Below are 23,707 nucleotides of genomic sequence, written 5' to 3' on the forward strand. Positions count from 1 at the left end.
TCTAGACTGCACCCATGGTCAATGTCAGTGTTCTCTCTCAGAATCCCGCCGAGGTCAACTGCGCAATCATCACCGGCTCCCGCGCCAGCCTCATCGTCGACTCGGGCCCGGGGCCCAGCACGGCGAAGCATCTGGCCGACACGGCACAGCGTCTGAGCCTCGAGGTCACTGGCCGCGTCAATCCCATTGCTGCCGTCATCACTCATGACCATTGGGATCATTTCTTCGGCAATGCCACCCTGGCCGCATCAGGAATCGAGACCTTCCACGCCTCCGAGTCCTTCGCCGGAGACCAGGAAGCGTCCGCATGGATCGCCCTCGACGCCGTCCGCAACGCCCCCGAGACCGCCGAGTTCGCAACCGAGCTGCCCGAGGACCCGAGCGGCCTCATCGTCGACGTCTCCCCCGTCGATGCTGCTGAGTCGGGGGTTGCGCTCGACCTCGGGGACTGTCGGGTCGAATTCCACGTGCTGGGCGGGCATTCCACAGCAGATCTCGTCGTTCGCCTGCCCGATCAGGGCATCGTGTTCACCGGTGATCTGGTGGAGGAGGGGGCTCCCCCGCAGGCAGGCAACGATGCTTCACTGAGCGAGTGGGTGACCAGTCTGCACACGCTGCTGTCCTTCCCCGAGACCACAGTGTTCGTGCCCGGGCATGGAGTCCCCGTCGACCGGGACTTCGTCGTACGTCAGCTTGAGGACATCGACGGTCTGAGATCGAATCAAGCCGACGCCGAGGTGGCTCTGCCCGCCCGTACGATGCCCGGTGACTATGACCGGAGCTTGCCCCGTGAGCAGGTCATCTGCCCTGCCGGTGCAGGGCGGTGACGAGGTCTGAGCCGATGGCGCCGAACAGCGTCTGCGCCCACACGCTGTCGCCTTCGACATAGGGCCGGTCACCGTCGAAGATCCACTGCAGCTGGTTGCCGCGCTGCCGGTCGTTCTGACAGCTTCCGCAGACGGGCACACGTACACCTGAGGCATCGGCGTCGAGGCGCGTCGTGGACTGCGCCTCCCCATGCAGCGGATTGATGGTGCACAGACTCTGCGGCAGTCCGCTTCCTGCACCGGGACTGCGCCTCCTCTTCCTGCTGTCACCCACCTCGGCGATTTCGCGTCCCGCCTGCCGGAGGAGGACCATCGCTCCGGCCAGATCGATGCGTTCGGATGTTTCGTCGTCGACGATCGTGCGTGCCATCTGATAGGCGTCGAGTCCGCGTTCGACTCTGGCGGTACTCGCGGTGTTCAGGTTCTGCGTCTGCAGCCGATCGATCTCCGCGGCCAACTGAGTCGTGTCGGCATTGATGGTCTCGCGCAGTGATCGCCGCTGCAGGCTGTCGACGCGGTTGAGCAGCCGATCAGGCAACTGGAATCGCTGCTGGGTCCGCGTCACCTCGCGACGCTGCCGTCGCGAGCGGGTGAACCAGATACCGGCGATGACGAGAGCGAGGATGAGTACCGCCCCGCCGAGGAACATCGGGACAAAGGATCCCGAGCCATCAACGGTCTGGACCTCGCTGCCGGGCGCTTCCTGCCCGGTCACGGCTTCTTCGTGCTTGTATTCCTGCGGTTGCGCATAGAGATCGAGGAGGATATTGAGCTTCGTCGTCGCCGGAGAGCTGTTGTTCCACTCGTCACGGGCGACCGACAGCTGGTCCATCACCTGCATATTGAGGTCATGGTCGTCCGCGAAGTTCACATCGACAGCGATCTCGGAGTCGCCGTTGATCATGATGAACGAACCTTCGCCTCCGTGGAACACCTTGACCTGCTCCAGCAGATCTCGGTTCAGAGAGTGTTCGTCGACAGCGATGACATAGACGTCATAGTCCAATCCCTTCGGCGTCTCCCGAGCCTGGTCGATGAGATCCGCGTTGAGAGACCCCTCGACCGACCCATCGATGTGGAACGGGTCATCTTTGAGTGCCTCGGCAATCTGCTGTGCATCAGTTGTCACGTGTTCTGCTTCCTCTTCTTGACCGCTCTCCACGCCAGGACTCCCCCGATGCCCAGACCACCGCCGACGATGAGGCCGAGCACCGCACCCCCGACGGCTGCTCCGCTCGGATAGGCCAGCGTGTTCGGGTCGGTGGAGGTGTCCTCATCAACGACGATCGGCTGCAGCTCATCGTCGAGACTTCGCGAGCTGCTGGACTGCGAGTTCTCGATTTCGGCCGCTTTGAGCGCTTCCACGTATTTGCGCGCCACGGCCGAATGATTGTCGTCGACGTCTGTGGCGACGTCGTAGGAAGCCACACGCCGGTCGGCTCCCTTGTCGGCAATACCTTCGGTCACTCCCCCGACCACGACCACTGTGGCGCGCGTGTCGGGCAGCTCCTCGGCGATCCGCCCAGCCAGCAGTTCGGTCTGTCCATCCGCATCATCGACCTGCGAGGCGGCCAGGAACGCGACGTAGATCGGCATGTCGAGCTCTTTGACTTCATCTCTGATCGTCGCCAGGTTCTCGTCATCGACTTCGAATGCCTGATAGGCGTCGATATAGACCGGGTCGGACTGCAGCGACTCTGCTATCTCCTGGTACCGGCTCCGATCGTAGTTCCGGTCGTATCGGCCCTCGATACGATCGAGATAGATCGAATCGACCGTGATCGTGTCGCCCTTTTCAGCGACGATGCGAGCGTCTCTGGCCTCGTCGAATTCGGAGTGGCTGTAGATCGATGAACCAGTTGCGACAGCACCGAAGATGATGATTGCCGCGCCCAATTTCGCTGCCGTGTTCATCCTCGTCCTCCTGTCGCGGACGTCGGCGGTGTTCCCAGTGACTCCAGGACTGCGTCCTCGAGGGGCTGAAAGCTGCCGAAACCGGACAGGGCGTAGACATCGGAGCGCTGATAGTAGGGAACGGGCTTCTTCGATCCGGGCCGTTTGGGCACCATGAGGCATTCCGGTTCGTGCCCGTCGTTGATCTCGCGGCGACAGCGGCCGCACATGTCGACTGTCAGGGTGGTCCCGTCCTGTTGGAGCGCGAACGTCTCGATCGTGCTTCGGTGGTGAGGGAAGAGGAAGCAGAACCGAGGCGCTTCGGAGCTGACCTTGGTCGAACCGCGCAGCCGAGCACGTACCCATTTGTGCGTGCTCAGCAGGTTCTCAACACCGAAGCGGTGCGAGAAGTCGACGCTCTGCGCCCAATCGAGATGAGCCTCGATGAGCGACCTGATCGCCTGTTGCACTCGCCGACCGCGGTCATACAACGACCACATCTCTTCGGTGGAATCCTGCGGCTCGGGAAGCGGTTCGAGCGCACTTTCTACGCGCTCGGGCAGCTGCTGCGTCCTGACGAGGTCCGGCTTCGTCGTCAGTGAGTTCCGCCAGGAGTACTTCTCCCGACGGCGCAGCACCCAGACGCTCAGCCCCAGGGCGGCAATAGCCGTCGCACCGAAGACGAGGGCGTCCGGGTTGCCGTTGTCCAGCCCGGTGGCTTCGATGTAGTCCTCATTGCGATCCCCCGCATCGCGAGTGTCGAAGTCCGGGGGCGACGGAGGTTCGGTCCCCTTCGCAGCCGCGACGAGAATCTGCAGCTGATAGGGCACTGCCAACTCGACAGGCAGAAAGTCATCACTGGACGAACGTGCAAGAAAGTCCGAGCCCGGGGGTATCGCCGGCCCGTTCGCATCGACGAGATAGGCGTAGGATCGCGCGGCATCGTCTGCCTGGCTGAAGAGGACGATGGTCTGCTCCCCGCCGTTGTCTTTGTGCATCGCATATGCCAGATCAGAGGTGAAGCGGGCCCATCTCGGCTCGTCTGACCTCGGCAGCACAGGTGTAATCGCGACGAAATGCGCAATGCCTGACTGCCCTGCCTGCTTCGATGCGTGCTCGACCGCCGCATTCTGACTGTCAGTGAGTCCCGGCGCAATGATCGGATCGATGTACAGAGGATCGCTCTGCCAGGCGTCACGGAGTGTGGAACTCAGCCTCTTGCGCAGTTTGGTGGCGGTGGCGCTGTCAGTCACCACTTAAGAATAGGTCAGGGCAGGCTGTCACCGAAGCCGCAGCAGGTTGCGGTCCTGCAACATCGCCGGCTCCCACTGTGAATGCGAAGAACCCCACAGCATCGGCTGTGGGGTTCTTCGAAGCGGCAGCAGTCAGACTGCTGCCGGAGAAATCACTTGAGGGTGACGGTTGCGCCCGCGCCCTCGAGGGTTTCCTTGGCCTTCTCGGCTGCGTCCTTGGACACGCCTTCGAGGACAGCCTTAGGAGCGCCGTCGACGAGGTCCTTGGCTTCCTTCAGTCCGAGGGAGGTGAGCCCACGAACTTCCTTGATGACGGGAACCTTCTTCTCGCCGGCCGATTCGAGGATGACGTCGAATTCGGTCTGCTCTTCGGCAACCTCAGCAGCGGCAGCAGGTGCAGCGGCAACAGCAGCGGCAGGTGCAGCAGCTTCAACTTCGAAGACCTCTTCGAACTTCTTGACGAAGTCGGAGAGTTCGATCAGTGTGAGCTCTTTGAAGCCTTCGATGAGCTCTTCGGGGGTGAGCTTAGCCATGGTGGCCAGTCCTTCCTTTGGTGGTCACTGTGAGCGACCGGGTTTATGGGGTGTTGCTCAGGCGTCTGAAGCAGGAGCGTCGTCCTGCTTCTCGCGCAGAGCGTCGACAGTGCGCACGGCCTTGACCATCGGAGCGGTGAACAGGTAAGCCGCCTGGTGGAGGCTTGCCTTCATTGCACCAGCTGCCTTTGCAAGCAGCACTTCGCGTGGTTCGAGGTCGGCGAGTTTGTTGACATTCTCAGCACTGAGGACGGCACCATCCCAGTAGCCGCCCTTCAATACGAGCTGAGAATTCGCCTTGGCAAAGTTACGCAATGCCTTTGCAGCCTCTGGTGGTTCACCGTTGACGAATGCGATCGCGGTGGGTCCGTTGAGGAACTCATCGAGATCGTTGATTCCGGCTTCTTTGGCTGCAATAGCAGTGAGCGTATTCTTTACCACGGCGTAGCTGACGTTCTCACCGAGTGAAACGCGCAGATCTTTCATCTGCGCAACGGTGAGACCGCGGTACTCGGTCAGCAACACAGCGTCGGAGTTCTCAAACTGCTGTTTGAGCTCCTCTACTGCGGCTGCCTTGTCTGGCCTCGCCATGGTAGTTCCTTTCGTAAGTCGTGCGATCGTGTCCCGACACCAAAAAAGCGCTCCACGCAGGTATGCGTGAAACGCTTCGAATGATGAGATCATAGGAACTCATCGGAAGAATCTCGTGCTCACCTGCGCAGGTCACTCCATTGGAGTCTTCGTTTCCGGGCAACAGGATCCGATTGCGGATTCTGCTGGTTCCGAAAAGACCGACGGTCTTGGGTAGTTGAAGTCTATCGAAGGACTTCGCACCAAGTCCAATCGATGACAGAGATGCTGGCCACACTCCTGCTGGCGCCTGCCCGGCTGACACCACCGGTGCCCGCTGGCAAGCATCCGGACGCTGCGCAACCTGCAGAGAGGCTGCGCAGCGCCCGGAGAGCTGCTGTGGCACCGAGCGGATCAGTATTCGATGACGACGCGACCGTCGATCTTGCCGTGGATCATCTCGTCGAAGATGGCATTGATGTCCTCGAGCGGCCGCTTGCTGAACGTGGGATGGATCTTACCCGCTGCGTAGAACTCCAAGGCTTCCACCATGTCCTGGCGGGTGCCGACGATCGATCCGCGGATCGTCAGCCCCTTGAGCACGATGTCGAAGATCGGGGCCGGGAAGTCACCCGGGGGCAGGCCGTTGAAGACGATGGTTCCGCCTCGGCGAGTCATTGAGATCGCCTGTCCGAATGCCTTCGGATGCACCGCCGTGACAAGCACACCGTGTGAGCCTCCGACCTTCTCCTGGATGATGTCGGCCGGCTCCTCAGCAAAGGCGTTGACCGTGATCTCCGCTCCGTGCTTCTTCGCCAAGGCCAGCTTGTCGTCGGCCACGTCGACGGCGATGACGCGCATCCCCATCGCCACCGCGTACTGCACGGCGATGTGGCCGAGCCCGCCGATGCCGGAGATGACGACCCATTGCCCGGGCTTCACCTCGGTGCGCTTGAGACCCTTGTAGACGGTGACTCCGGCACACAGGACGGGCGCAATCTCATAGGGGTCAGATCCTTCGGGGATGATCGCGGCGAACTTCGTGTCGACGAGCATGTACTCACCGAAGGATCCGTCGATGCCGTAGCCGCCGTTGACCTGCTGCTCGCACAGGGTCTCCCACCCCTGGCGGCAGTGCTCGCAGGTTCCGCAGGCGCCCCACAGCCAGGCGTTGCCGATCATCTGGCCGACCTTGACATCAGTGACGCCGGGGCCGACCTTCTCGACGGTTCCGACACCCTCGTGTCCGGGGATGAGCGGAACCTTCGGCTTGACCGGCCAGTCTCCGTGGGCCGCGTGCAGGTCCGTGTGGCAGACACCGGAGGCGATGAGCTTGACCAGTGCCTGTCCCGGTCCCGGTTCGGGGATCTCATTGTCCCCGACGGTCAGATCTTTGCCGAACTCTTCGACGACTGCTGCTTTCATTCCTGACATCATTGACTCCTTTGTGATGATGGTGAATTGCTATTCAGGTGCGGGTGGATCGGTGCTGTACTCCAGTCAGCTCAGAAGAAGCCCTGGGCGTTCTCCGAGTAGCTGACCAGCAGGTTCTTCGTCTGCTGGTAGTGGTCGAGCATCATCAGGTGGTTCTCACGTCCGATGCCTGAGGCCTTGTACCCGCCGAAGGCCGCGTGTGCCGGGTAGGCGTGGTAGTTGTTGACCCACACACGACCAGCCTGGATGTCCCGGCCTGCGCGGTAGGCGGTGTTGCCGTTGCGCGACCAGACGCCGGCGCCCAGTCCGTAGAGAGTGTCGTTCGCCGTGGCGATGGCGTCGTCGTAGTCACTGAAGGTGGCCACCGAAACGACCGGGCCGAAGATCTCCTCCTGGAAGATCCGCATCTTGTTGTTGCCCCGGAAGATGGTCGGCTGCACGTAGTAGCCGCCGGACAGGTCCCCGCCGAGGTCGGCCCGGGCTCCGCCGGTGAGCACCTCGGCGCCCTCCTGCCTTCCGATGTCGAGATAGGACATGATCTTCTCGAACTGGTCGTTGGAGGCCTGCGCGCCCATCATGGTGTCGGTGTCCAGCGGGTTGCCCTGCACGATCCTCTTCGTCCGTTCTGCAACCGCCTCGAGGAAGGGATCGGCGATCGATTCCTGGACCAGTGCGCGCGACGGGCAGGTGCAGACCTCGCCCTGGTTGAGGGCGAACATGGTGAAGCCCTCTTGGGCCTTGTCCCAGTAGGCGTCATCCGAGGCATTGACGTCGTCGAAGAAGATGTTCGGGGACTTGCCGCCGAGCTCGAGCGTGACCGGGATGATGTTCTGCGAGGCGTACTGCATGATCAGGCGGCCCGTCGTCGTCTCTCCGGTGAATGCGATCTTCGAGATCCGCTTGTTCGATGCCAGGGGCTTGCCTGCTTCGAGCCCGAAGCCGTTGACGATGTTGAGGACTCCCTCGGGAAGCAGGTCGGCAATGAGTTCCATCAGGACCAGGATCGAGGCCGGAGTCTGCTCGGCAGGCTTGAGGACGATGGCATTGCCTGCGGCCAGCGCCGGCGCGATCTTCCACACGCCCATGAGGATCGGGAAGTTCCAGGGAATGATCTGACCGACCACGCCGAGCGGCTCATGGAAATGATAGGCCACCGTATCGTCATCGATCTGTGAGAGTCCGCCTTCCTGTGCCCGGATTGCTCCGGCGAAGTAGCGGAAGTGATCGATGGCCAGGGGAATGTCGGCGTTGAGGCACTCACGGACGGCTTTTCCGTTGTCCCAGGTCTCGGCCACCGCAATCATCTCGAGGTTCTCCTCGATCCGGTCAGCGATCTTGTTCAAGATCACGGCGCGTTCCGCGGGTGAGGTCTTGCCCCAGGCCGGAGCCGCCTTGTGCGCGGCGTCGAGTGCGAGCTCGATGTCCTCCGAGGTGCTGGCGGGCACTTCGCAGAACGTCTTACCCGTGATGGGCGTCGGGTTCTCGAAATAGTTCCCATTGACGGGAGCGACCCACTGTCCGCCGATGAAGTTCTCGTACCGTGACTTGTAGGTGACGAGCGATCCGTCTTGACCAGGCTGAGCGTAAACAGTCATTGCAACTCCTTTGATGCGTATGCGGCGATCGGATGTCTGTCTCCGATTGCTCCACACGCTACGCAGGGCAACGTTGCATGTGGGTTGCATCACGCATGGAGGGGTGTCAGCTGCAGCCCCTCGAACTCAGTATCCGAGAGCTTCGAGTCGCACGACGGCCGCGTTGCGTTCGGGTGCTTCGGGTGGGGCCAAGCGCAGCACCGACATCAGCACCTCCGAATCCTCCCGAGCTTCGGCCAATCCCGCATAGCGCCACAGCTGCTGCCAAGTTCCGTTCTGCAGCAGACTCTCCCGAATCAGCGCTTGCAGTTCAGCACCGATCTCCCGAACGCCGGGCGCATCGGATTCGGGCAGCACCTGCCCCTGATAGAAGTTGAGCGCGGTCTCCACGTCCCCTTGGGCCAGGCCCCGGTGCGTGCGTTCGACGTCGCTGTCGATGTCTCCCCGCAGTCGGTAGGGGCGGGCATCAAGGCGCAGGTCGCCGAGGTGGTCAATCGTTCTGCGCAGACGCGCGATCTCCGCCCGGACAGTGACTTCACTTCCACCGAGCGCCCACAGCCGGTCGGCGAGCCCAGCGCTGCTGATGCCGCCGGGGTTGCGCGCCAGGAGCAGCAGGATCTCAGCATGTCGTCCCGACAGCGTGATTCGGGTGCCATCCGGGCCCGATAGCTGGGGACGAGCCCCGGTGACTTCGAGGTAGGCACCGTCACCGGTACCGACAGACAGCCCACCGGAGTCCGGGGTGTAGAGCTTCGACAATCCGACGCCGGCGGCCTGAGCCGTGGAGTTCAGCAACGGCAGGACGATGGACGATACCGCGTCATCGCCGCCGGTGACGTCGATGATGCCAAGGACGTGACCGGTCAGCGGATGGGTCACGGGCACTGCACTGCAGCTCCACGAGTGCACCTCTGCGGAGAAGTGCTCGGCCTGACTGATCTGCACGGCACTGCGCGAGCGCAAAGCGAGTCCGGGGGCGGAGGTTCCCATCACGTCCTCCGACCAGTCAGTGCCCGGCAGGAAGCCCATGGATTCGGCACGGCTGCGGACGGCGCGCTCACCCTCGACCCACAGGAGACGCCCCTGCTCATCACCGAGCGCCACAAGCAGCCCTGCCTCCTTGGCGGGTTCGATCAGATGCGACTGCAGCAGGCCCATGATGGAGTGGAACGGATGACGGCGCCTCACCTCGGCGAGCTGATCGGCCTCATAGGCCATGCGCACACGTACTCCACCCGGATCACGAAGACGGCCAAGGGATCGGTTCCAGGACTCGAGGACGGCGGGGCGGACTCCCGGGCCCGAACTCTCCGGAGCGGTCAGTGATGCCAGATTGTCATGGGCACGACGGACGATGCGCTGATAATCATCGCGAAGCAGCGGAGTCGAATGCATGGCGGAGCTGTCCACCCCCATCGGCGGTTGGCACACAGTGGTCTTCAGTGATCACAATCTATCCGCGATACCTCCTCCGGGCAAGGCCGAATGATGGTTGCCGGGGAACAGAAAGGGCGGGAAGTGATCGCTCACTTCCCGCCCAGAACTGCTGAACGCGGTTCAATCCCTCAAAGGGATCAGACTACGCGCATCGATGAACCGTCGATCGGAACGGCAGGACCGTTCGATGTCGTCACGGTTGCCTTCGAGATGTAGCGGCCCTTCGAGGAGCTCGGCTTCAGACGAAGGATCTCTTCGATCGCTGCATCGAAGTTCTCCTGCAGTGCTTCCTCGGAGAAGGAGACCTTTCCGATGATGAAGTGCAGGTTCGAATGCTTGTCGACGCGGAATTCGATCTTTCCGCCCTTGATCTCGGTCACTGCCTTGGCGACATCCATGGTCACGGTGCCGGTCTTGGGGTTCGGCATCAGGCCACGTGGACCCAGAACCTTACCCAGACGTCCGACCTTGCCCATCATGTCAGGGGTGGCAACAGCCGAGTCGAAGTCGGTGAAGCCATTGGCCACCTTCTCCAGCAGGTCATCGGAGCCGACGAAGTCAGCACCTGCTTCACGGGCAGCTTCTGCACGGTCGCCGGCAGCGAACACCAGGACCCGAGCGGTCTTACCGGTACCATGCGGAAGGTTGACGGTGCCGCGCACCATCTGGTCCGCCTTACGTGGGTCAACACCCAGGCGGAGGGCGACCTCGACGGTGGCATCGTACTTCGCCACTGTGGTCTCTTTGGCCAGTGCGATTGCCTGAGCCGGTTCGTATGTCACATCTGCGGCGATCTTCTCTGCCGCGGCCTGATAGGCCTTTGAACGCTTTGCCATCTGCTTCTCTCCTTGCAGTCGTGGTGCGGGCTGCGCGAGCCCTACCACAGTGAAATGTCTGGTCTCAGACCTCGATGTCGGTGGTCACGCCCATGGAGCGAGCGGTGCCGGCGATGATGCGGTCAGCCTGATCCAGGTCATTGGCGTTGAGGTCAGGCATCTTCGTGGTGGCGATCTCACGAACCTGGTCGGCGCTCAGGTGAGCAACCTTGTCGGTGTGAGGAGTAGCCGAGCCTGACTTCACGCCTGCAGCCTTCTTGATGAGTTCTGCAGCCGGTGGGGTCTTGAGAATGAAGGTGAACGAACGATCTTCGAACACCGTGATCTCGACGGGAACGATGTTCCCGCGCTGGGACTCTGTTGCGGCGTTATAGGCCTTGCAGAATTCCATGATGTTGACGCCGTGCTGGGCAAGCGCCGGACCAATCGGAGGCGCCGGGTTAGCGGCACCTGCCTGAATCTGGAGCTTGACGAGGCCGGCTACCTTTTTCTTGGGAGGCATATTCGGTCCTTAATCTTGAAGTTTCGATGCGCCAGAGAAATACGGCGCATCGTCCGAAATCGGCTTCCGATGGGAACCGAGATCAAACCACACCAGTATTCCATGCCTGCAGACCCTGGAGCAAATGTCGGTGACAGGCATCACTGGGCGTGAATGACGAAAGGGCCCGGAGATCACCGGGCCCTTTCCTACCGTGAAAATCTGCTCAGAGCTTGGAGACCTGGTCGAAGCTGAGCTCGACGGGAACGTCGCGTTCGAAGATCGACAGCAGCACGGTGAGCTTCTGTGATTCCGGACGGATCTCCTGGATCGTTGCGGGGTGACCCTCGAAGGAACCCTCCTTGACGAGCACGGACTCGCCGACCTCGTACTCCACCTCGGTGATGGGGGCGGACTTCGCGGCCTGCTCGGCCTGCACACCTTCGGCGGCAGCGGCTTCGGCCTGGCGCTCTTCGAAGATCGGAGCGAGCATCGTGAAGACCTCGTCGATGGACAGAGGAGTCGGGTCGTAGGCGTTGCCCACGAATCCGGTCACGCCCGGGGTGTGGCGAACCGCGCCCCATGACTCATCGGTGAGTTCCATGCGCACGAGCACGTAGCCCGGAATGCGCACGCGACGGACCTGCTTGCGCTGGCCGTTCTTGATCTCGACGACATCTTCCATCGGCACCTGGGACTCGAAGATGAACTCTTCGAGGTTGAGGCTGATGGAACGGTTCTCAAGGTTCTGCTTGACGCGGTTCTCGTAGCCTGCGTAGGAGTGGATGACGTACCAGTCACCCTCCTGCATGCGCAGCTCCGACTTGAACTCTTCGGCCGGGTCGACCTCGTCGGCGGCAGATGCCTCATCCGTCTCAGCTGATTCGGCTGCTGCGTCATCGCCTGAGGCAACCTCAGCAGAGTCGGCTGCGGCGCTGTCATCGTCAGAGACGACATCCTCGCCGGAGACGGCGGCTTCGTCAGAGACGGCATCGTCGGCAGGTGTCTCTTCGGAGACAGCCTCGTCAGCGGATGCGTCTTCGACCTGCGCGTCGTCCGCGCTCACAGCGGAGGTTTCGTTCTCGACGTCTTCCACCACTGGTGCAACGCTCGACTCCTCTGGAGTGGCGTTCTGTGTCTCAGGGGTTTCCTGCTCAGGTGAACTGGTATCCGACACCGATCAATTCCTCGCTTCGCGTGTAGTGATTCCCATATGGGAGTGAAGGGTCTGCAACGTGTTTGAAATCCAAGTGATCACCGCTGGGGGTGAGTCACCACAATGGCCACAGCGGTGTTCCGCCGAAGACGAATCCGACGAGCTTGCCGAACACGAGGTCGAGAACTACCACGAGAAGCATCATGAAGAGGATGAAGCCCAGCACAACCAGGGTGTAATTGACCAGTTGCTTACGTGTCGGGGTGACGACCTTCTTCAGCTCCGCGATGACCTCGCGGAAGAACTGCAGGATTCGTCCGAAGAACCCGAGCTGCTTGCGACTGGTGCCTTTGGGCTCATCTCCAGTCTTCTTTGCCGGTGTGTCTTCCACACATCCTCACTCGGTCGGTTTCCATTGGGACAGCACAATTGTTCAAGCCCGTCGAGGACGGCGTTTCGCCGATATGACTCAAGCAGATATCAACTGCGCAGGGGTGACAGGACTCGAACCTGCAACCTACGGTTTTGGAGACCGTTGCGCTACCAATTGCGCCACACCCCTTCGATTCGACACCCTCGATTCGTGTTCCCCGAGTTGTGTCCAACCACGAGAAACGAGCATACCGTCTGTGACCGCAGTTAGTCGAACCGGGCTCCGCCAGCTGCCTGAACTCGACTTCATCACCCCTCAGTCCTCCTCGTTCGCGGGCTGAGTCTGCGGCGGCTGAGCGACCAGCGGCACAGGCTCGGGGAAGGTCTTCCATGGCTCGATCGTGACCGTCTTGTCGGGGCTGACAGTGACGATCTGGACGTCGATGGGCCGTTTGGTCCGATTGTCCACGCGCACGATGCTCAGCTCCGCGTCCATCTTCAGCGGCCCCGGGGTCAGGGCGTTCGCCAGGGCGCCGCCTGTCGTCGAACTCACATAGCGGACTCCGCTGCCCAGGGGCTCCGGGCCGACTCGCCTGTGCCAGTGTCCGCTGAGGCTGTACTGCGCACATCCGGAGCGCAGTGACGGAGCCCCGATCCGCGCATCGTGGATGAGCATGATGTCGAAGTCGCTCGCGCAGGCCTCGTCGTTGAGCTTCTGCGCGTACTGATCGGCGGTGAGATCGGTCTCAAGCTGCGGCCCCGACCCGAACACGGTCCGACGGGGGTCCGGTCCGCCGAAGAACGTCACTCCGCTCATCGTCGCACTCGTGTCGTCGAGGACCTTCCACCCCTTGCCTCTCGCGTGATTGGTGGTTTCGGCGGAGTCGTGGTTGCCCTTGACGATCATCCGCGGCAGCTTGTCCGGCAGTTCGTCGTCGAGCACGTCAAAGCAGTAGTTCTCCGCCGAGGTGCCCGTCATCGTCACGTCTCCCCCATCGATGTAGGCATCGGCCTCGCTCATCCGAGTCACCACGCCGACAACCCGGGCCATGCCGATGTTGCAGTGCAGGTCCGAGCCGAAGACGAATGTCGATACGTCAGCGTTCAGCCCTTCTGCGTCCCCACCGGGCCGAGGCACCAATCCCTGATCCGACCAGTTGCCGGTCTGGGGGCGCGTGGTCCATTGAGTGCGCAGGTTCTCCAGCACTTGGTCGTAGAAGGCGTCGTTGTCGTCGGCGAAGTCCTTGACCGCTGTGAACGCGGCATCGATGACCCCGCCGAGGCGGCCCGTGACCTGGGCACCCTCCAGTGGGGTCCCGTCGAAGGCGGGATCGGCGTCGAGAGGCTTGGGGCGGGTGAGGACTGCTGTGCCGACACTTGTCAGGACGAGGATGGTGACCAGACCGATGCCGATGAGCTCCTTGCCCACGAAAGCCCTCCCGATCCCGGCGAGCCGAACGGGCCCGAGGATGAACGCCAGGGCGACGACCGCACCGCTGATGAGGCAGACGGCCAGGGCCCACCGGGCCAGGATCGCTGTGGTCAGGCCGTCGACGACCTCGTTGACCTGTGCCTGTGGGGCCGAGAACAGGGAGGCATAGGAGGCGATGTCGCCGCCCAGGGCATCGACCGCTCCTCCCCCGACTCCCTGCTCCGATCCGTCGGAGGCGCCGTCTGACCCGTCGGGGGAATTACTGTCAGAACGCCGTTCGGAGGCACCTGTGTGGGAGTCGTCCTCGTCTGCTCCGGAGACCGGGATCTGACCGATGTCGACAGTGAGTCCCAGCCCCAGCGGCAGATAATCGTCTGCGGGGACGAGCAGTTTGCCCAGCGGACCGAAGTCAACGGTCAGCCGGGAGTCTGCCGTGATCTGATAGCTGGCCTCATGCGGGCCGAAGCTGAGATCAGCGCGTGCGGACAGCAGTGCCCATGGCAGGGTCACAGCTGCGACCACAGCAATGAGGATCAGCAGGGCTGAGGTTCTCCGGCGGGGCGACACGGGCTGCATTCCAGGGCACGGTCTCAGAGCGAGCAGGCGATGAACGTGGGTTCAGGCTCGAGGACGATGCCGAACTTCTCATTCACCCCGTCGACCACGGTGCGGGCGAGTTCGAGGACGTCCTCCGTCGCCGCCTGGCCGCGATTCGTCAGCGCCAGGGTGTGTTTGGTCGACAGGCTTGCCCGCCCCTCTCCGACGCTGAAGCCTTTGGAGAATCCCGCATGTTCGATCAGCCAGGCGGCCGAGGTCTTCGTCCGTCCTTCGATCGTCGATCCGCTGAGTGGATCGGTGACCGGGTAGCGCGGTGCCTCGGCGGGCAGCTCGGCAGGGTCGTCGACGATCGGGTTCGTGAAGAAGGAACCCGCTGACCAGGTGTCGTGGTCGCTTGGGTCCACAACCATGCCTTTGGACCTGCGCAGGGAGATGACGCTGGTGCGCACCAGCGTGGCCGGCACCGACTCCCCGATCTCGACGTCCAGCGCCGAGGCCAGCTGTGCGTAGCGCACCGGCAGTGAGTCCGGGCTGCGGTTCAGGTCGAAGGTCACCGACAGCACCAGGTACTGGGCAGTGCCCGTTCTCTGCTGCGCACGCTTGAGTGCCGAGGTGCGGTAGCCGAACTCCAGTTCGACGGCGCTGAGGTGACGGACCTGACCGGCGAGGCGATCGAAGACCTCGACCGAGGTGATGAGTTCGGCGACCTCTGTCCCGTAGGCGCCGACGTTCTGGATCGGAGTCGCTCCGACGGAGCCGGGGATCCCGGACAGGGCCTCGAGACCCGAGAGACCGCAGCCGAGGGTGAAGGCGACGAATTCGTCCCAGTTCTCCCCCGCCTCGGCGGTGACACGGGTTTCGGTCTCCGAGGTATCGGTCATCGTCACTCCCTTGGTGGCGATCACGCACACGTCGGCGTCGAAGCCGGAATCGGAGACGAGGAGGTTCGATCCGCCGCCGATGAAGAGGACATCGGCCGCGGGCTGCGCCGACAGACTCAGGGGATGGTCACGAGAGAAGTCCACGAGTTCGTCCCTGGTCTCGCCGATGTGCAGCTTGGCTGCTGGGCCGCCGAGATGGAACGTCGTGAACTCTGCCAGATCCTTCGTCACCGCGAGACTCGGATCTGAGTGCGGCTGAGCACATCCTGGTCACCGGACTTCACCGTGACGTCGATGCGGGCGGTGCCCACAGCTCCGTCGACGGCCCCGACCACCGCGGCCATCGACAGGGTGGCGGTGGGTGTGGCCGGTGTGCCGGATTCGGCGTCGGGGACGAGCACCGGCGCGGAGAACCGTGTCCGGTAGTCGACGATCGCGCCCGGATCGCCGATCCATTCGACGACGGGGGCGATGACGACGGCCATCGAGAGCATGCCGTGGGCGATGACTCCCTCAAGACCCACCTCGGTGGCGAAGCGTTCGGACCAATGGATCGGGTTGTGATCGCCTGAAGCACCCGCGTAGTCGACGAGCGATGCTCGCGACAAGGGGATCTCGGCTTCGACGACGGTGTCTCCGATGGTCAGTTGGGAGAAGTCGGTGACGCTCATTCTCCGTCTCCTCTCACGACGATGGTCGAGCTCACTGTGACGACAGGCTGTTCGGCGGCGTCGGTGATCTCTGTGCGGGTGGTGATCATGGCGTTGGAGCCCGACGCGCGCACGCCGTCGACGTGGGTCGTGGCGTCCAGGCTGTCACCGGCGACGATGGGCCGGGTGATGCTGAACTGCTCCGAACCGTGAACGACCTTGGAGAAGTCGATGCCGGACTCGGGGTCACTGATGTAGGCCGCTTCGGACTTCTGCGCGATGATCACGGCGAAGGTGGTCGGTGCCACGACGTCGTGATAGCCCAGGGCGGTCGCTGCCTCGGGCTCGAAGTGGTAGTCGGCCTTCGCATTGGTGGCCAGCGCGAATTCCGCGACCGCCTCCCGCGACACCTCATAGGGGCGTGGCAGAGAATAGCTGGTTCCCTGCTTATCGGTATTCACCGGCATAGTGGCTCTCTTTCGAAAAGACGTGGTGATCCCAGCCTAGCGGCCCCTCACCACGCGAGGGGAATTCACCCGACTGGTGCGCTCGACCTCGGATTTGACCGCGAATTCGCATCGGGTTCATCCAATTGATGCACCATCGTCCTCAGCCCCGAAAACTGATATAGGTTGTTGTCCACATCACGTTTGACGTTCGACGTCCGAATCATCGCCGCGATGAAGCGGGCGGACGGCTCAGGTGACTGCGAGCAGTGAGGCCAGATGTATTGACAAGGAGTAGTGCCATGACGAAAAAACCTGCAGGCCCAACCCCGTCGAAGACGGCTGGGAACACGGACGGGCCGGGCACGCCGGCCAGCACGCCCGGCACGGGAGCAGGCTCGAACAGGCGTGTGGTCAAGGACGCTGTCGCGGTTCCCGGCACCGGTCGACCAGCCACCTCGACCGAGGCCCGCATCCCCGATGCCGCTGCCGCCCCGCCCCGGGCAGTGCCGGCAGCCGCGCCCGCCCCAGTTTCCACCTCGGCGCCGGATCCGGCAGATGTCGAAGTCCATGTCGGCACCGATGCCGCCTATGCGGGCAAGGAGGCCGAACGGGTCCAGATCCGACGGCCGCTGCGCAACATCTCCGAGGTCCGCCACTTCTTCCGCACCAACATCACACCGATCTATTTCATCGGTGCGACCCCATTCAACCTGCTCGGCCTCGACCGCTGGGTCCGGAACTTCTCCTACATCACGTACTACGACGGATGGGACGGCGGGCACCCCCGCGTGTTCTCCCCGCGCTACAAGCCGTTCGTCGAATTCGACAGTGGTGAGGCGATCAACAACTGGCTCCTCCTCAACGCCGAGGTGCGCGCCCATATGACGGCGAACATACCCCACGGTGAACGGCCCAAGGTGGCCATGGTCTTCTTCGACGAGGAGACCGAGCGAATCTGCCGCGAACTCGGCTACGACCTCATCCTGCCCTCGGCGACGCTGCGCAACCAGCTCGATTCGAAGATCGAGACGACGAAGCTCGGCAATGAGGCCGGGGCCTTCTCCGTGCCCAATGTGCTCACCACAGCCGACACATATGCGCAGCTCAACGCCGAGGCCGAGAAGGAGAACCTGGGCACCGACCTCGTTGTCCAGACCCCCTACGGGGATTCGGGGAAGACGACGTTCTTCATCGCCGCCGAGGAGGACTGGAACCGGCACAAGCACGACATCATCGGCGAGCAGCTGAAGATCATGAAGCGCATCAACAACACGCCCGTGGCGGTGGAAGCGGTGATCACCAGCAGCGGAGTCGTCGTCGGCCCGTTCCTCACCGAACTGGCCGGCTTCGCCGAGCTCACCCCGTACAAGGGCGGTTGGTGCGGCAATGAGATGACCCCCGATGTGCTCACCGCCGACCAGCGCACCCGGGCCAGGGAACTGGTGCGGCGCATGGGTGAGGGACTGCGCAAGCGAGGCTACCGCGGCTTCTTCGAGGTCGACGTGCTCGTCGATCTGGATTCCGATGACGTGTATCTGGGCGAGCTCAATCCGCGCATCTCAGGAGCCTCGGCGATCACCAACGTCACCGCCGGCGCCTATGCCGACGTACCGCTGTTCCTGTTCCATCTGCTCGAATACCTCGACGTCGAGTTCGATCTCGACGTCGATGAGATCAATGAGCGGTGGGAAGAGCTCTCCGGGGCTGATGAGTGGAGCCAGATGGTCATCAAGGAGACCGCTGACATCACCGAGTACATCACGCACTCACCGCTGACCGGTCAGTACTTCCTCGATCAGTACGGGACTCTGACCTACAAACGCGCCGCGCTCGACTGGCATCCCCTGCAGAACGGCAATGAGGTGTTCTTCCTGCGCATCTTCGGGGCCGGAGAATACCGGTGGAAGGGCGCCGACCTCGGTGTGCTCGTAACGAAGAACCCGCTGCAGACCAAGGCCGGGGGTCCGAACGCACTGAGCATCCGGGCCAAGCACTTCATCGATTCGATCCGTGCGATGTACGCCGGTGTGCCTGTTGCTGTGGAGGATCCCTCACCGGCTCTGGGCGGCCCAGGAGCAAAGGGCGATTGACATCCGTGGTGGTAATCTCTTCACGGACTGACGCAAATACTGCCGACTGCACGAGACGAATTCGAAGAGGTGGAGAGTGACCGAGACGTCGCCGGACAATACTGTGCCCGTCGCCCCCGTCATCGACAAGGACAACTGGCAGGACGCCGATAACGTCCGCTGGTCCTTCCAGCACGTCGATCAGGTGCTGCCCACCACGCCGATCTCTCGCGGGGCCGGACCTGTGGCAGAACTGCCCGTGGAGCTGCAGGACCTGGGCAGCATCGAGGTTCCGAAGACCGAGTTCTCCGAGGCTCGCAGCGTGCGCAGCGTCATCGAGGCCAGCGACACGGATGCGTGGATGGTCATGCACAACGGCACGGTGCTCACCGAGGAGTACTTCTCCACGATGCGCCCGGAGACCGAACACCTGCTGATGTCGGTGAGCAAATCACTCGTCGGCACGGTGGCCGGTGTGCTCGTGGGCGCCGGGGATCTCGATCCGAACCGTCTGGTCACCGATTACGTCCCCGAGCTCGCCTCCTCCGGATATGCCGGGGCCACGGTGCGTCACATCCTCGACATGCGCTCGGGAATCAAGTTCTCGGAGAACTACCTCGACCCGAAGTCCGAGGTCAGGCAGATCGAGGAGTCGATCGGCTGGTCTGAGACGAGCCCCGAGGGCCAGGCCAAGGGCATGTATGAGTTCCTGACCACGCTGGAGGCGAAGTCCGAGCACGGTGGGGTCTACGAATACCGTTCGTGTGAGACCGATGTGCTTGGTTGGGTGTGCGAGAAGATCGCCGGTGAGAGCATGCAGGCCCTCATGTCGCGCGTGCTGTGGTCGCGGATCGGAGCCGAACGCGATGCGCTCATCGCCACCGACCAGTACGGTGTGGGCATGTTCGACGGTGGCATCAACACCACTCTGCGCGACCTCGCTCGCTTCGGCTACCTGTATGCGAACCAGGGAGTCTCCCTCACCGGTGAACAGGTGGTACCGACCTCGTGGGTCGGGGACACGCTCACCGGCGATGCGGACACCAGGAAGGCCTTCGCCGACGGTCCCGATGACAATCGGATGCCCGGCGGGATGTATCACAACCAGTTCTGGTTCCCCTTCCCGGATTCGCACGCCTTCCTCGCCTTGGGCATCCACGGGCAGATGATCTACATGAACCCGGGAGCCAACTTCGTCGGCGTCAAGCTCTCCAGCTGGGGCCTGCCGCAGGATGCTACCAAACTGTTCCCCACGATCCGGGCCTTCGACGCCCTGGCGAAAGCAATCAGCGCACCGATCGTCGACTGACTTCTCCGGCGCGCTGTGCAGCACGCGGCAGCTCAGTGAAACACGCGGCGGCTCAGTGAAACTTGCGGCTGCTCAGTGCTTCAGGTGGCGATTCGCACTGTGCGGAACGGCGAGAACCACAGGCCGACAGCAGCCAGGGTGAAGATCCCAGCGGCGATGATCAGCGCGAGTTCAGAGCTCGTGGCGGCAGCGAGGGCTCCGGCCAGCGGCGACACGATGACCACGACTGCGCGATTCGTCGATCGCATCGTCGTGTTCGTCCGCGCCTGGAAACCGTCGGGAGTGATCGACTGTCGGTAGGCCATTTCGTGGGAGTTGCTCACCCCGATGCCGAATCCGTGGAGGAAGACTCCGATGAAGAGGACGGGCACCGCAACGGCGCTGACCGTTGCCGCCAAGAGGACGAGTACTCCGCAAGCCGAGCACACGTGCGCGAGGATCACCGCCCGACCATTGCCCAGCCGCTTCCCCGCCGCACGAGAGCTCAGCGCGCCGATCATTCCGCCTATGCCGCTGCCGGCCATGACGATGCCGAACCAGAAGGTGTCGACGCCGATGTCGTTGAGGAAGAAGTCTGCGGTGACAGCCGCAAGGATGGCCTGCGCGGCGAACCACACATGGGTCCATACGGCGAGATCTCTCAGGCTCGGAGTCGAATAGACCCACTTCAGCCCGGCTCCGATCTCCCGGCGCAGGTTCGGCTCGGCAGATTCTTCGGCCCGCGATCGGCTCGGCTCCTCAACGTGGATGAGAGAGACGACGACCGCCGAGAACAGGAAGGTGCCTACATTGACGAGCACAGCGAACGGTGCCGCGACGACCGCGAGCAGCGCACCGCCGATGGCCGGACCAGCCGTCTCGGCGACGGCGTTGGTCCCGTCGATCCTGGCATGGGCAGACTGCAGGCTCCGTGTCGGAATGAGACGGGGCACGAAGGCCTGTGAGGCACTGTCGTTGATGAGAGTCGCCGTTCCCAGAACCGCTGCAAGCAGAAGCAGCGCGCTCAGATTCAGCAGGTCCAGGTACCACAGCACCGGAATCGCACACAGCAGCAGCGCACGCACGAGGTCGCTGGCAATCATGACGGGCCTGCGGCGAACCCGATCGATGAGCGCACCCAGCACGAGGCCCAGGAGGAGATAGGGAAGCCACCTCGCTGCGTTCATCCAGCCCAGGCCGACGGTTCCCGCGTGCAGGTAGTCGACGACGATGACCTGCAGGGTCAGGATGGTGATCCAGCTGCCGAATCCCGATACGGTTTCGCCCGCCCAGAACCACCGAAAGGCTCGGGGCAGCTGCGCGCTCATGGCTTCAGGTTAGCAAGACACTGTCTTGCGAGGTCACAGGCCCAAGTGCGCGATCTCTGCTGCTTGCTGGCCGAGGATCGCTCTGGCGATTGCGTCGCCGATGAGCGGACCCATCGTCAGCCCGCCCGCACCGAAGCCGGAAGCCAGCCACAGGTCTTGCGCACCGGGGACAGCCCCGGCATAGGGCAGCCCGCTCGTGCGCGTGGACATGGGCCTGACTCCGACTCTCGTCTCCAACACCGTGGCCTCTGCGAGTCCGGGAGCGATCCTCAGTGCGTCGTCAAGGACCTGCTTCTGTCCTGCAGCTGTTGTGCGGACGTCGAATCCGACACCGTCCTCACGGGTAGCGCCGATGACGACTCTGCCTCCGTCGAAGGGAGTGATGTAGTGGTGGTCGAGCGGGTGCACAGTCGGCCATGGCGAGGTGTTGATCCCGTGCAGACCCAGGTGAACCAGCTGCCCTCGCTGCGCGGTGATCGCCACGCTATGACCAAGCCGCTGCAGCATCTCCGTGCTCCGGGCTCCACCGGCGACGACGATGGCGTCGAAGTCCTCCGTCGCCGAGGTGGTCCCCACCTTCCAGCTGCCGCCTCGGTGTCCGGTGGAGACAGTTCTCGCCGAATCGTGCACAAGCCGGGCGCCGTAGGCGTGTGCTCCGGTCAGAATGGCATCTCGCAGGGTGCGACCATTGACTCGACCGCCCCCGGTGATGAACAGGCCCGTCATCTCCGGGGCGATCGGCGGGAAGATCTCGCGCAGATTCGCAGAGTCCATGTCGTGGACCTCGCCGGCAACGGACCCGGCACCTGCGGCACGATCACGGATGAGTCGGGCCGCCTCGGCGAGCACGACAGGATCTGAGTTGACGACGAGTGCACCGGATCTGCGGTATCCCAGATCGGGGATCCCCAGAGCGCTGAGGCGGTTGAGGAAATCCGGGTAGAAGTTGCCTCCGGCGGCATAGGTCTCGTAGTAGGCGCCGGTGCTCGTCGAGACCCACGGAGCAATGATGCCAGCACTGGCGGCGGTCGCCTGACCGGCCATGGCATCGTCGAAGATGGTGACGCTGACCTCGCGTGAAGCCAGGCCGAATGCGACCGAGGCGCCTGCGATTCCGCCGCCGATGACGGCAACCCGAGCTGATGTGTCGATCACGGAAGTGCGTCTCCTCTAACGAGTGCGAACCTTGCTTGGGGGCTGTTGATCACCTCGAGCCTACGCCCACCAGCTTCTGATTCGGCTCAGGTGCCGGAGTGGGATTCGCTCCTGACCTGATCACGGGCCTCACGCAGCATGGCCTCTCGAGTTGCGATCTTCACTCGCTCACGACCTTCGGCTTCGCCGAGCGCCTTCTCTGCTGTCTCCAGCCGGTGGTAGCCCTCCCAATCCACGTAGTCGACGCCCTTGGACTCGAGGAGTTCGACGATCGAGTCCTCATCGGGGAACAGCGGTTCGGTGAGTACGCCGGCGGCGCGGTCATCGAGGATGTGCCCGATCGTCTCCAGGGCATCGCCCTTGGTATGACCGATGAGTCCGACAGGACCACGCTTGATCCAACCGGTCGCGTACACGCCCTGGACGACATCGGCCTCAGCCGCCGAAGCCTGCTCTCCTGTGTCCACGACTCGTCCCTCGTGATTCGGGATCACACGCTTGGCCTCGTCGAAGGGCAGCTGCGGCAGAGGCGTGCCGGCATAGCCGACGGCGCGATAGACGGCCTCGACGTCCCAGTCGATGAACTCTCCCGTGCCCGTGACTCCCCCGGTGCCGTCCAATTCCTGGCGTTCCGTGCGCAGGCCGGTCACAGCATCCTCGCCGAGGATGGCCACCGGCGCGTGGAGGAAGTGCAGGTGCAGACGGCGCTTGGCCCCCACCGGCTCACGCATAGTGAAGTCGGTCAGTGTCTTCGCAACCTGCTTGGTCTGGTTGTTCGACTCGATCGCGGCCAGCGACCCGTCGTCGAACTCATAGTCTTCGGGATAGACGATGATGTCGACGTCCTTGACATGCCCCAGTTCACGCAGCTCCAAGGGGGTGAACTTCGCCTGCGCAGGACCGCGCCGACCGAACACGTGCACGTCGGTGACCTTCGAGGACTTCAAACCCTCGTAGACATGATCAGGGATCTCGGTGGTGTGCATGTCATCGGCCTGCTTCGCCAGCACACGTGCCACATCCAAAGCGACGTTGCCGTTGCCGATGACCGCAACCTTCTCCGCATCCAACGGCCAGGTCTGGGCAACATCCGGATGCGAGTCGTACCAGTTGACGAAGTCAGCAGCACCGTAGGAGCCAGGCAGATCGACTCCGGGCAGGTTCAACGAGGCATCGATGAAGCAGCCGGTGGAGAAGATCACCGCGTCATAGCGATCGGTCAGCTCGCCCAAAGCGATGTCGGCACCGTACTCGACGTTTGAGAACAGGCGGATGTCACCGCGATCGAGGACCTTGATGAGGGCATTGATGATGCCTTTGATGCGTGGGTGATCGGGGGCCACTCCGTACCGGACCAGGCCGAACGGTGTCGGCAGCCGGTCGAAGAGATCGATGCTGATCTCGAAGTCACGCTCGGCTTTGGTCAGCAGGTCGGCCGCGTAGATGCCGGCAGGGCCGGCGCCCACGATGGCCACGCGGAAGGGATTCGTCGTCATGGTTCTCCTCAGGA

The 23,707-nt window shown here is 63.0% G+C and carries 22 protein-coding genes and 1 tRNA gene; 3 read left to right on the plus strand and 20 right to left on the minus strand.

From position 1 onward, the window contains the following. Positions 1 to 14 precede the first annotated feature (14 nt). The gene (locus tag HU144_RS16605) at positions 15 to 827 is read left to right on the plus strand and encodes an MBL fold metallo-hydrolase (RefSeq protein WP_235352243.1); all 813 of its coding nucleotides are present in this window, start codon (positions 15 to 17) and stop codon (positions 825 to 827) included. On the opposite strand, the gene HU144_RS16610 is transcribed toward HU144_RS16605, so the two are convergent. From HU144_RS16610 to HU144_RS16690, 17 genes are all read right to left on the minus strand, one after another. Further along, the gene (locus HU144_RS16610) at positions 799 to 1,956 is read right to left on the minus strand and encodes a hypothetical protein (RefSeq protein WP_235352244.1); all 1,158 of its coding nucleotides are present in this window, start codon (positions 1,954 to 1,956) and stop codon (positions 799 to 801) included. The genes HU144_RS16605 and HU144_RS16610 overlap by 29 nt on opposite strands. Next, on the minus strand, positions 1,953 to 2,741 hold the full coding sequence (locus HU144_RS16615; protein WP_235352245.1) for a hypothetical protein: 789 nt from the start codon (positions 2,739 to 2,741) through the stop codon (positions 1,953 to 1,955). The genes HU144_RS16610 and HU144_RS16615 overlap by 4 nt, the downstream gene beginning before the upstream one ends. Beyond that, positions 2,738 to 3,973, minus strand: coding sequence for a hypothetical protein (locus HU144_RS16620; protein WP_235352246.1), 1,236 nt, complete (start codon positions 3,971 to 3,973; stop codon positions 2,738 to 2,740). Before HU144_RS16620 ends, HU144_RS16615 begins: the two co-directional genes overlap by 4 nt. 152 nt (positions 3,974 to 4,125) lie before the next feature. Then, entirely contained in the window at positions 4,126 to 4,506 is a 381-nt protein-coding gene (gene rplL / locus HU144_RS16625) for a 50S ribosomal protein L7/L12 (RefSeq protein WP_198398449.1), read from the minus strand. Between the two features lie 57 nt (positions 4,507 to 4,563). Continuing rightward, a complete protein-coding gene (rplJ, locus tag HU144_RS16630; RefSeq protein ID WP_143921969.1) occupies positions 4,564 to 5,097 on the minus strand; it encodes a 50S ribosomal protein L10 in 534 nt (177 codons plus the stop codon). A 393-nt stretch (positions 5,098 to 5,490) separates the two neighbouring features. Then, on the minus strand, positions 5,491 to 6,510 hold the full coding sequence (gene adhP, locus HU144_RS16635; RefSeq protein ID WP_198398450.1) for an alcohol dehydrogenase AdhP: 1,020 nt from the start codon (positions 6,508 to 6,510) through the stop codon (positions 5,491 to 5,493). Positions 6,511 to 6,581: 71 nt separating this feature from the next. Beyond that, complete coding sequence (exaC, locus tag HU144_RS16640) at positions 6,582 to 8,105, minus strand: acetaldehyde dehydrogenase ExaC (RefSeq protein ID WP_198398451.1); 1,524 nt, start codon at positions 8,103 to 8,105, stop codon at positions 6,582 to 6,584. A 126-nt stretch (positions 8,106 to 8,231) separates the two neighbouring features. Beyond that, positions 8,232 to 9,500 carry a GAF domain-containing protein gene (locus HU144_RS16645; protein WP_235352247.1) on the minus strand — a complete coding sequence of 423 codons (1,269 nt, stop codon included), beginning with the start codon at positions 9,498 to 9,500 and terminating at the stop codon, positions 8,232 to 8,234. Positions 9,501 to 9,679: 179 nt separating this feature from the next. Next, positions 9,680 to 10,378: a 50S ribosomal protein L1 gene (gene rplA, locus HU144_RS16650; protein WP_204234753.1), complete on the minus strand. Its 699-nt coding sequence runs from the start codon at positions 10,376 to 10,378 to the stop codon at positions 9,680 to 9,682. Between the two features lie 64 nt (positions 10,379 to 10,442). Continuing rightward, the gene (gene rplK, locus HU144_RS16655; protein WP_069599770.1) at positions 10,443 to 10,880 is read right to left on the minus strand and encodes a 50S ribosomal protein L11; all 438 of its coding nucleotides are present in this window, start codon (positions 10,878 to 10,880) and stop codon (positions 10,443 to 10,445) included. A 205-nt stretch (positions 10,881 to 11,085) separates the two neighbouring features. Then, entirely contained in the window at positions 11,086 to 12,036 is a 951-nt protein-coding gene (nusG, locus tag HU144_RS16660; protein WP_235352248.1) for a transcription termination/antitermination protein NusG, read from the minus strand. A gap of 94 nt (positions 12,037 to 12,130) precedes the next feature. Next, positions 12,131 to 12,406, minus strand: coding sequence for a preprotein translocase subunit SecE (gene secE / locus HU144_RS16665; RefSeq protein ID WP_235352249.1), 276 nt, complete (start codon positions 12,404 to 12,406; stop codon positions 12,131 to 12,133). A gap of 98 nt (positions 12,407 to 12,504) precedes the next feature. Then, positions 12,505 to 12,577 (minus strand) — tRNA-Trp (locus HU144_RS16670). A 126-nt stretch (positions 12,578 to 12,703) separates the two neighbouring features. Continuing rightward, positions 12,704 to 14,386 (minus strand): metallophosphoesterase family protein, encoded by a 1,683-nt coding sequence (locus HU144_RS16675; protein WP_235352250.1) that lies wholly within the window; start codon positions 14,384 to 14,386, stop codon positions 12,704 to 12,706. 23 nt (positions 14,387 to 14,409) lie between these two features. Then, on the minus strand, positions 14,410 to 15,489 hold the full coding sequence (locus HU144_RS16680; RefSeq protein WP_235352251.1) for a UDP-N-acetylmuramate dehydrogenase: 1,080 nt from the start codon (positions 15,487 to 15,489) through the stop codon (positions 14,410 to 14,412). Beyond that, positions 15,486 to 15,929: a MaoC/PaaZ C-terminal domain-containing protein gene (locus HU144_RS16685; protein ID WP_235352252.1), complete on the minus strand. Its 444-nt coding sequence runs from the start codon at positions 15,927 to 15,929 to the stop codon at positions 15,486 to 15,488. Before HU144_RS16685 ends, HU144_RS16680 begins: the two co-directional genes overlap by 4 nt. Then, entirely contained in the window at positions 15,926 to 16,375 is a 450-nt protein-coding gene (locus tag HU144_RS16690) for an FAS1-like dehydratase domain-containing protein (RefSeq protein ID WP_235352253.1), read from the minus strand. Before HU144_RS16690 ends, HU144_RS16685 begins: the two co-directional genes overlap by 4 nt. A gap of 281 nt (positions 16,376 to 16,656) precedes the next feature. Here HU144_RS16690 and HU144_RS16695 point away from each other — a divergent pair, with 281 nt between their 5' ends. Both HU144_RS16695 and HU144_RS16700 read left to right on the plus strand, forming a co-directional pair. Next, entirely contained in the window at positions 16,657 to 18,447 is a 1,791-nt protein-coding gene (locus HU144_RS16695; RefSeq protein ID WP_235352254.1) for a biotin carboxylase, read from the plus strand. Positions 18,448 to 18,523: 76 nt separating this feature from the next. Beyond that, positions 18,524 to 19,735, plus strand: coding sequence for a serine hydrolase domain-containing protein (locus HU144_RS16700; protein WP_235352255.1), 1,212 nt, complete (start codon positions 18,524 to 18,526; stop codon positions 19,733 to 19,735). 80 nt (positions 19,736 to 19,815) lie between these two features. Here HU144_RS16700 and HU144_RS16705 read toward each other — a convergent pair whose 3' ends face one another. The 3 genes from HU144_RS16705 to HU144_RS16715 all read right to left on the minus strand — a co-directional run bounded on the left by HU144_RS16705 (position 19,816) and on the right by HU144_RS16715 (position 23,693). Beyond that, entirely contained in the window at positions 19,816 to 21,042 is a 1,227-nt protein-coding gene (locus tag HU144_RS16705) for an MFS transporter (protein ID WP_235352256.1), read from the minus strand. 33 nt (positions 21,043 to 21,075) lie between these two features. Further along, a complete protein-coding gene (locus HU144_RS16710) occupies positions 21,076 to 22,197 on the minus strand; it encodes an NAD(P)/FAD-dependent oxidoreductase (RefSeq protein ID WP_235352257.1) in 1,122 nt (373 codons plus the stop codon). An 86-nt stretch (positions 22,198 to 22,283) separates the two neighbouring features. After that, complete coding sequence (locus tag HU144_RS16715; protein ID WP_235352258.1) at positions 22,284 to 23,693, minus strand: FAD-dependent oxidoreductase; 1,410 nt, start codon at positions 23,691 to 23,693, stop codon at positions 22,284 to 22,286. Between the last annotated feature and the right edge of the window lie 14 nt (positions 23,694 to 23,707).

Source organism: Brevibacterium sp. UCMA 11752 (assembly GCF_021532235.1).
In the GTDB taxonomy this organism is placed as follows: Bacteria; Actinomycetota; Actinomycetes; order Actinomycetales; family Brevibacteriaceae; genus Brevibacterium; species Brevibacterium antiquum.

Excerpts from the sequence above, each read along its gene's own strand:
- HU144_RS16605 (WP_235352243.1), top strand. The coding sequence starts at position 15 with ATGGTCAATGTCAGTGTTCTCTCTCAGAATCCCGCCGAGGTCAACTGC.
- HU144_RS16615 (WP_235352245.1), bottom strand. The coding sequence starts at position 2,741 with ATGAACACGGCAGCGAAATTGGGCGCGGCAATCATCATCTTCGGTGCT.
- rplL (WP_198398449.1), bottom strand. The coding sequence starts at position 4,506 with ATGGCTAAGCTCACCCCCGAAGAGCTCATCGAAGGCTTCAAAGAGCTC.
- rplJ (WP_143921969.1), bottom strand. The coding sequence starts at position 5,097 with ATGGCGAGGCCAGACAAGGCAGCCGCAGTAGAGGAGCTCAAACAGCAG.
- adhP (WP_198398450.1), bottom strand. The coding sequence starts at position 6,510 with ATGTCAGGAATGAAAGCAGCAGTCGTCGAAGAGTTCGGCAAAGATCTG.
- exaC (WP_198398451.1), bottom strand. The coding sequence starts at position 8,105 with ATGACTGTTTACGCTCAGCCTGGTCAAGACGGATCGCTCGTCACCTAC.
- HU144_RS16645 (WP_235352247.1), bottom strand. The coding sequence starts at position 9,500 with ATGCATTCGACTCCGCTGCTTCGCGATGATTATCAGCGCATCGTCCGT.
- rplA (WP_204234753.1), bottom strand. The coding sequence starts at position 10,378 with ATGGCAAAGCGTTCAAAGGCCTATCAGGCCGCGGCAGAGAAGATCGCC.
- rplK (WP_069599770.1), bottom strand. The coding sequence starts at position 10,880 with ATGCCTCCCAAGAAAAAGGTAGCCGGCCTCGTCAAGCTCCAGATTCAG.
- HU144_RS16685 (WP_235352252.1), bottom strand. The coding sequence starts at position 15,929 with ATGAGCGTCACCGACTTCTCCCAACTGACCATCGGAGACACCGTCGTC.
- HU144_RS16690 (WP_235352253.1), bottom strand. The coding sequence starts at position 16,375 with ATGCCGGTGAATACCGATAAGCAGGGAACCAGCTATTCTCTGCCACGC.
- HU144_RS16695 (WP_235352254.1), top strand. The coding sequence starts at position 16,657 with ATGACGAAAAAACCTGCAGGCCCAACCCCGTCGAAGACGGCTGGGAAC.
- HU144_RS16705 (WP_235352256.1), bottom strand. The coding sequence starts at position 21,042 with ATGAGCGCGCAGCTGCCCCGAGCCTTTCGGTGGTTCTGGGCGGGCGAA.
- HU144_RS16715 (WP_235352258.1), bottom strand. The coding sequence starts at position 23,693 with ATGACGACGAATCCCTTCCGCGTGGCCATCGTGGGCGCCGGCCCTGCC.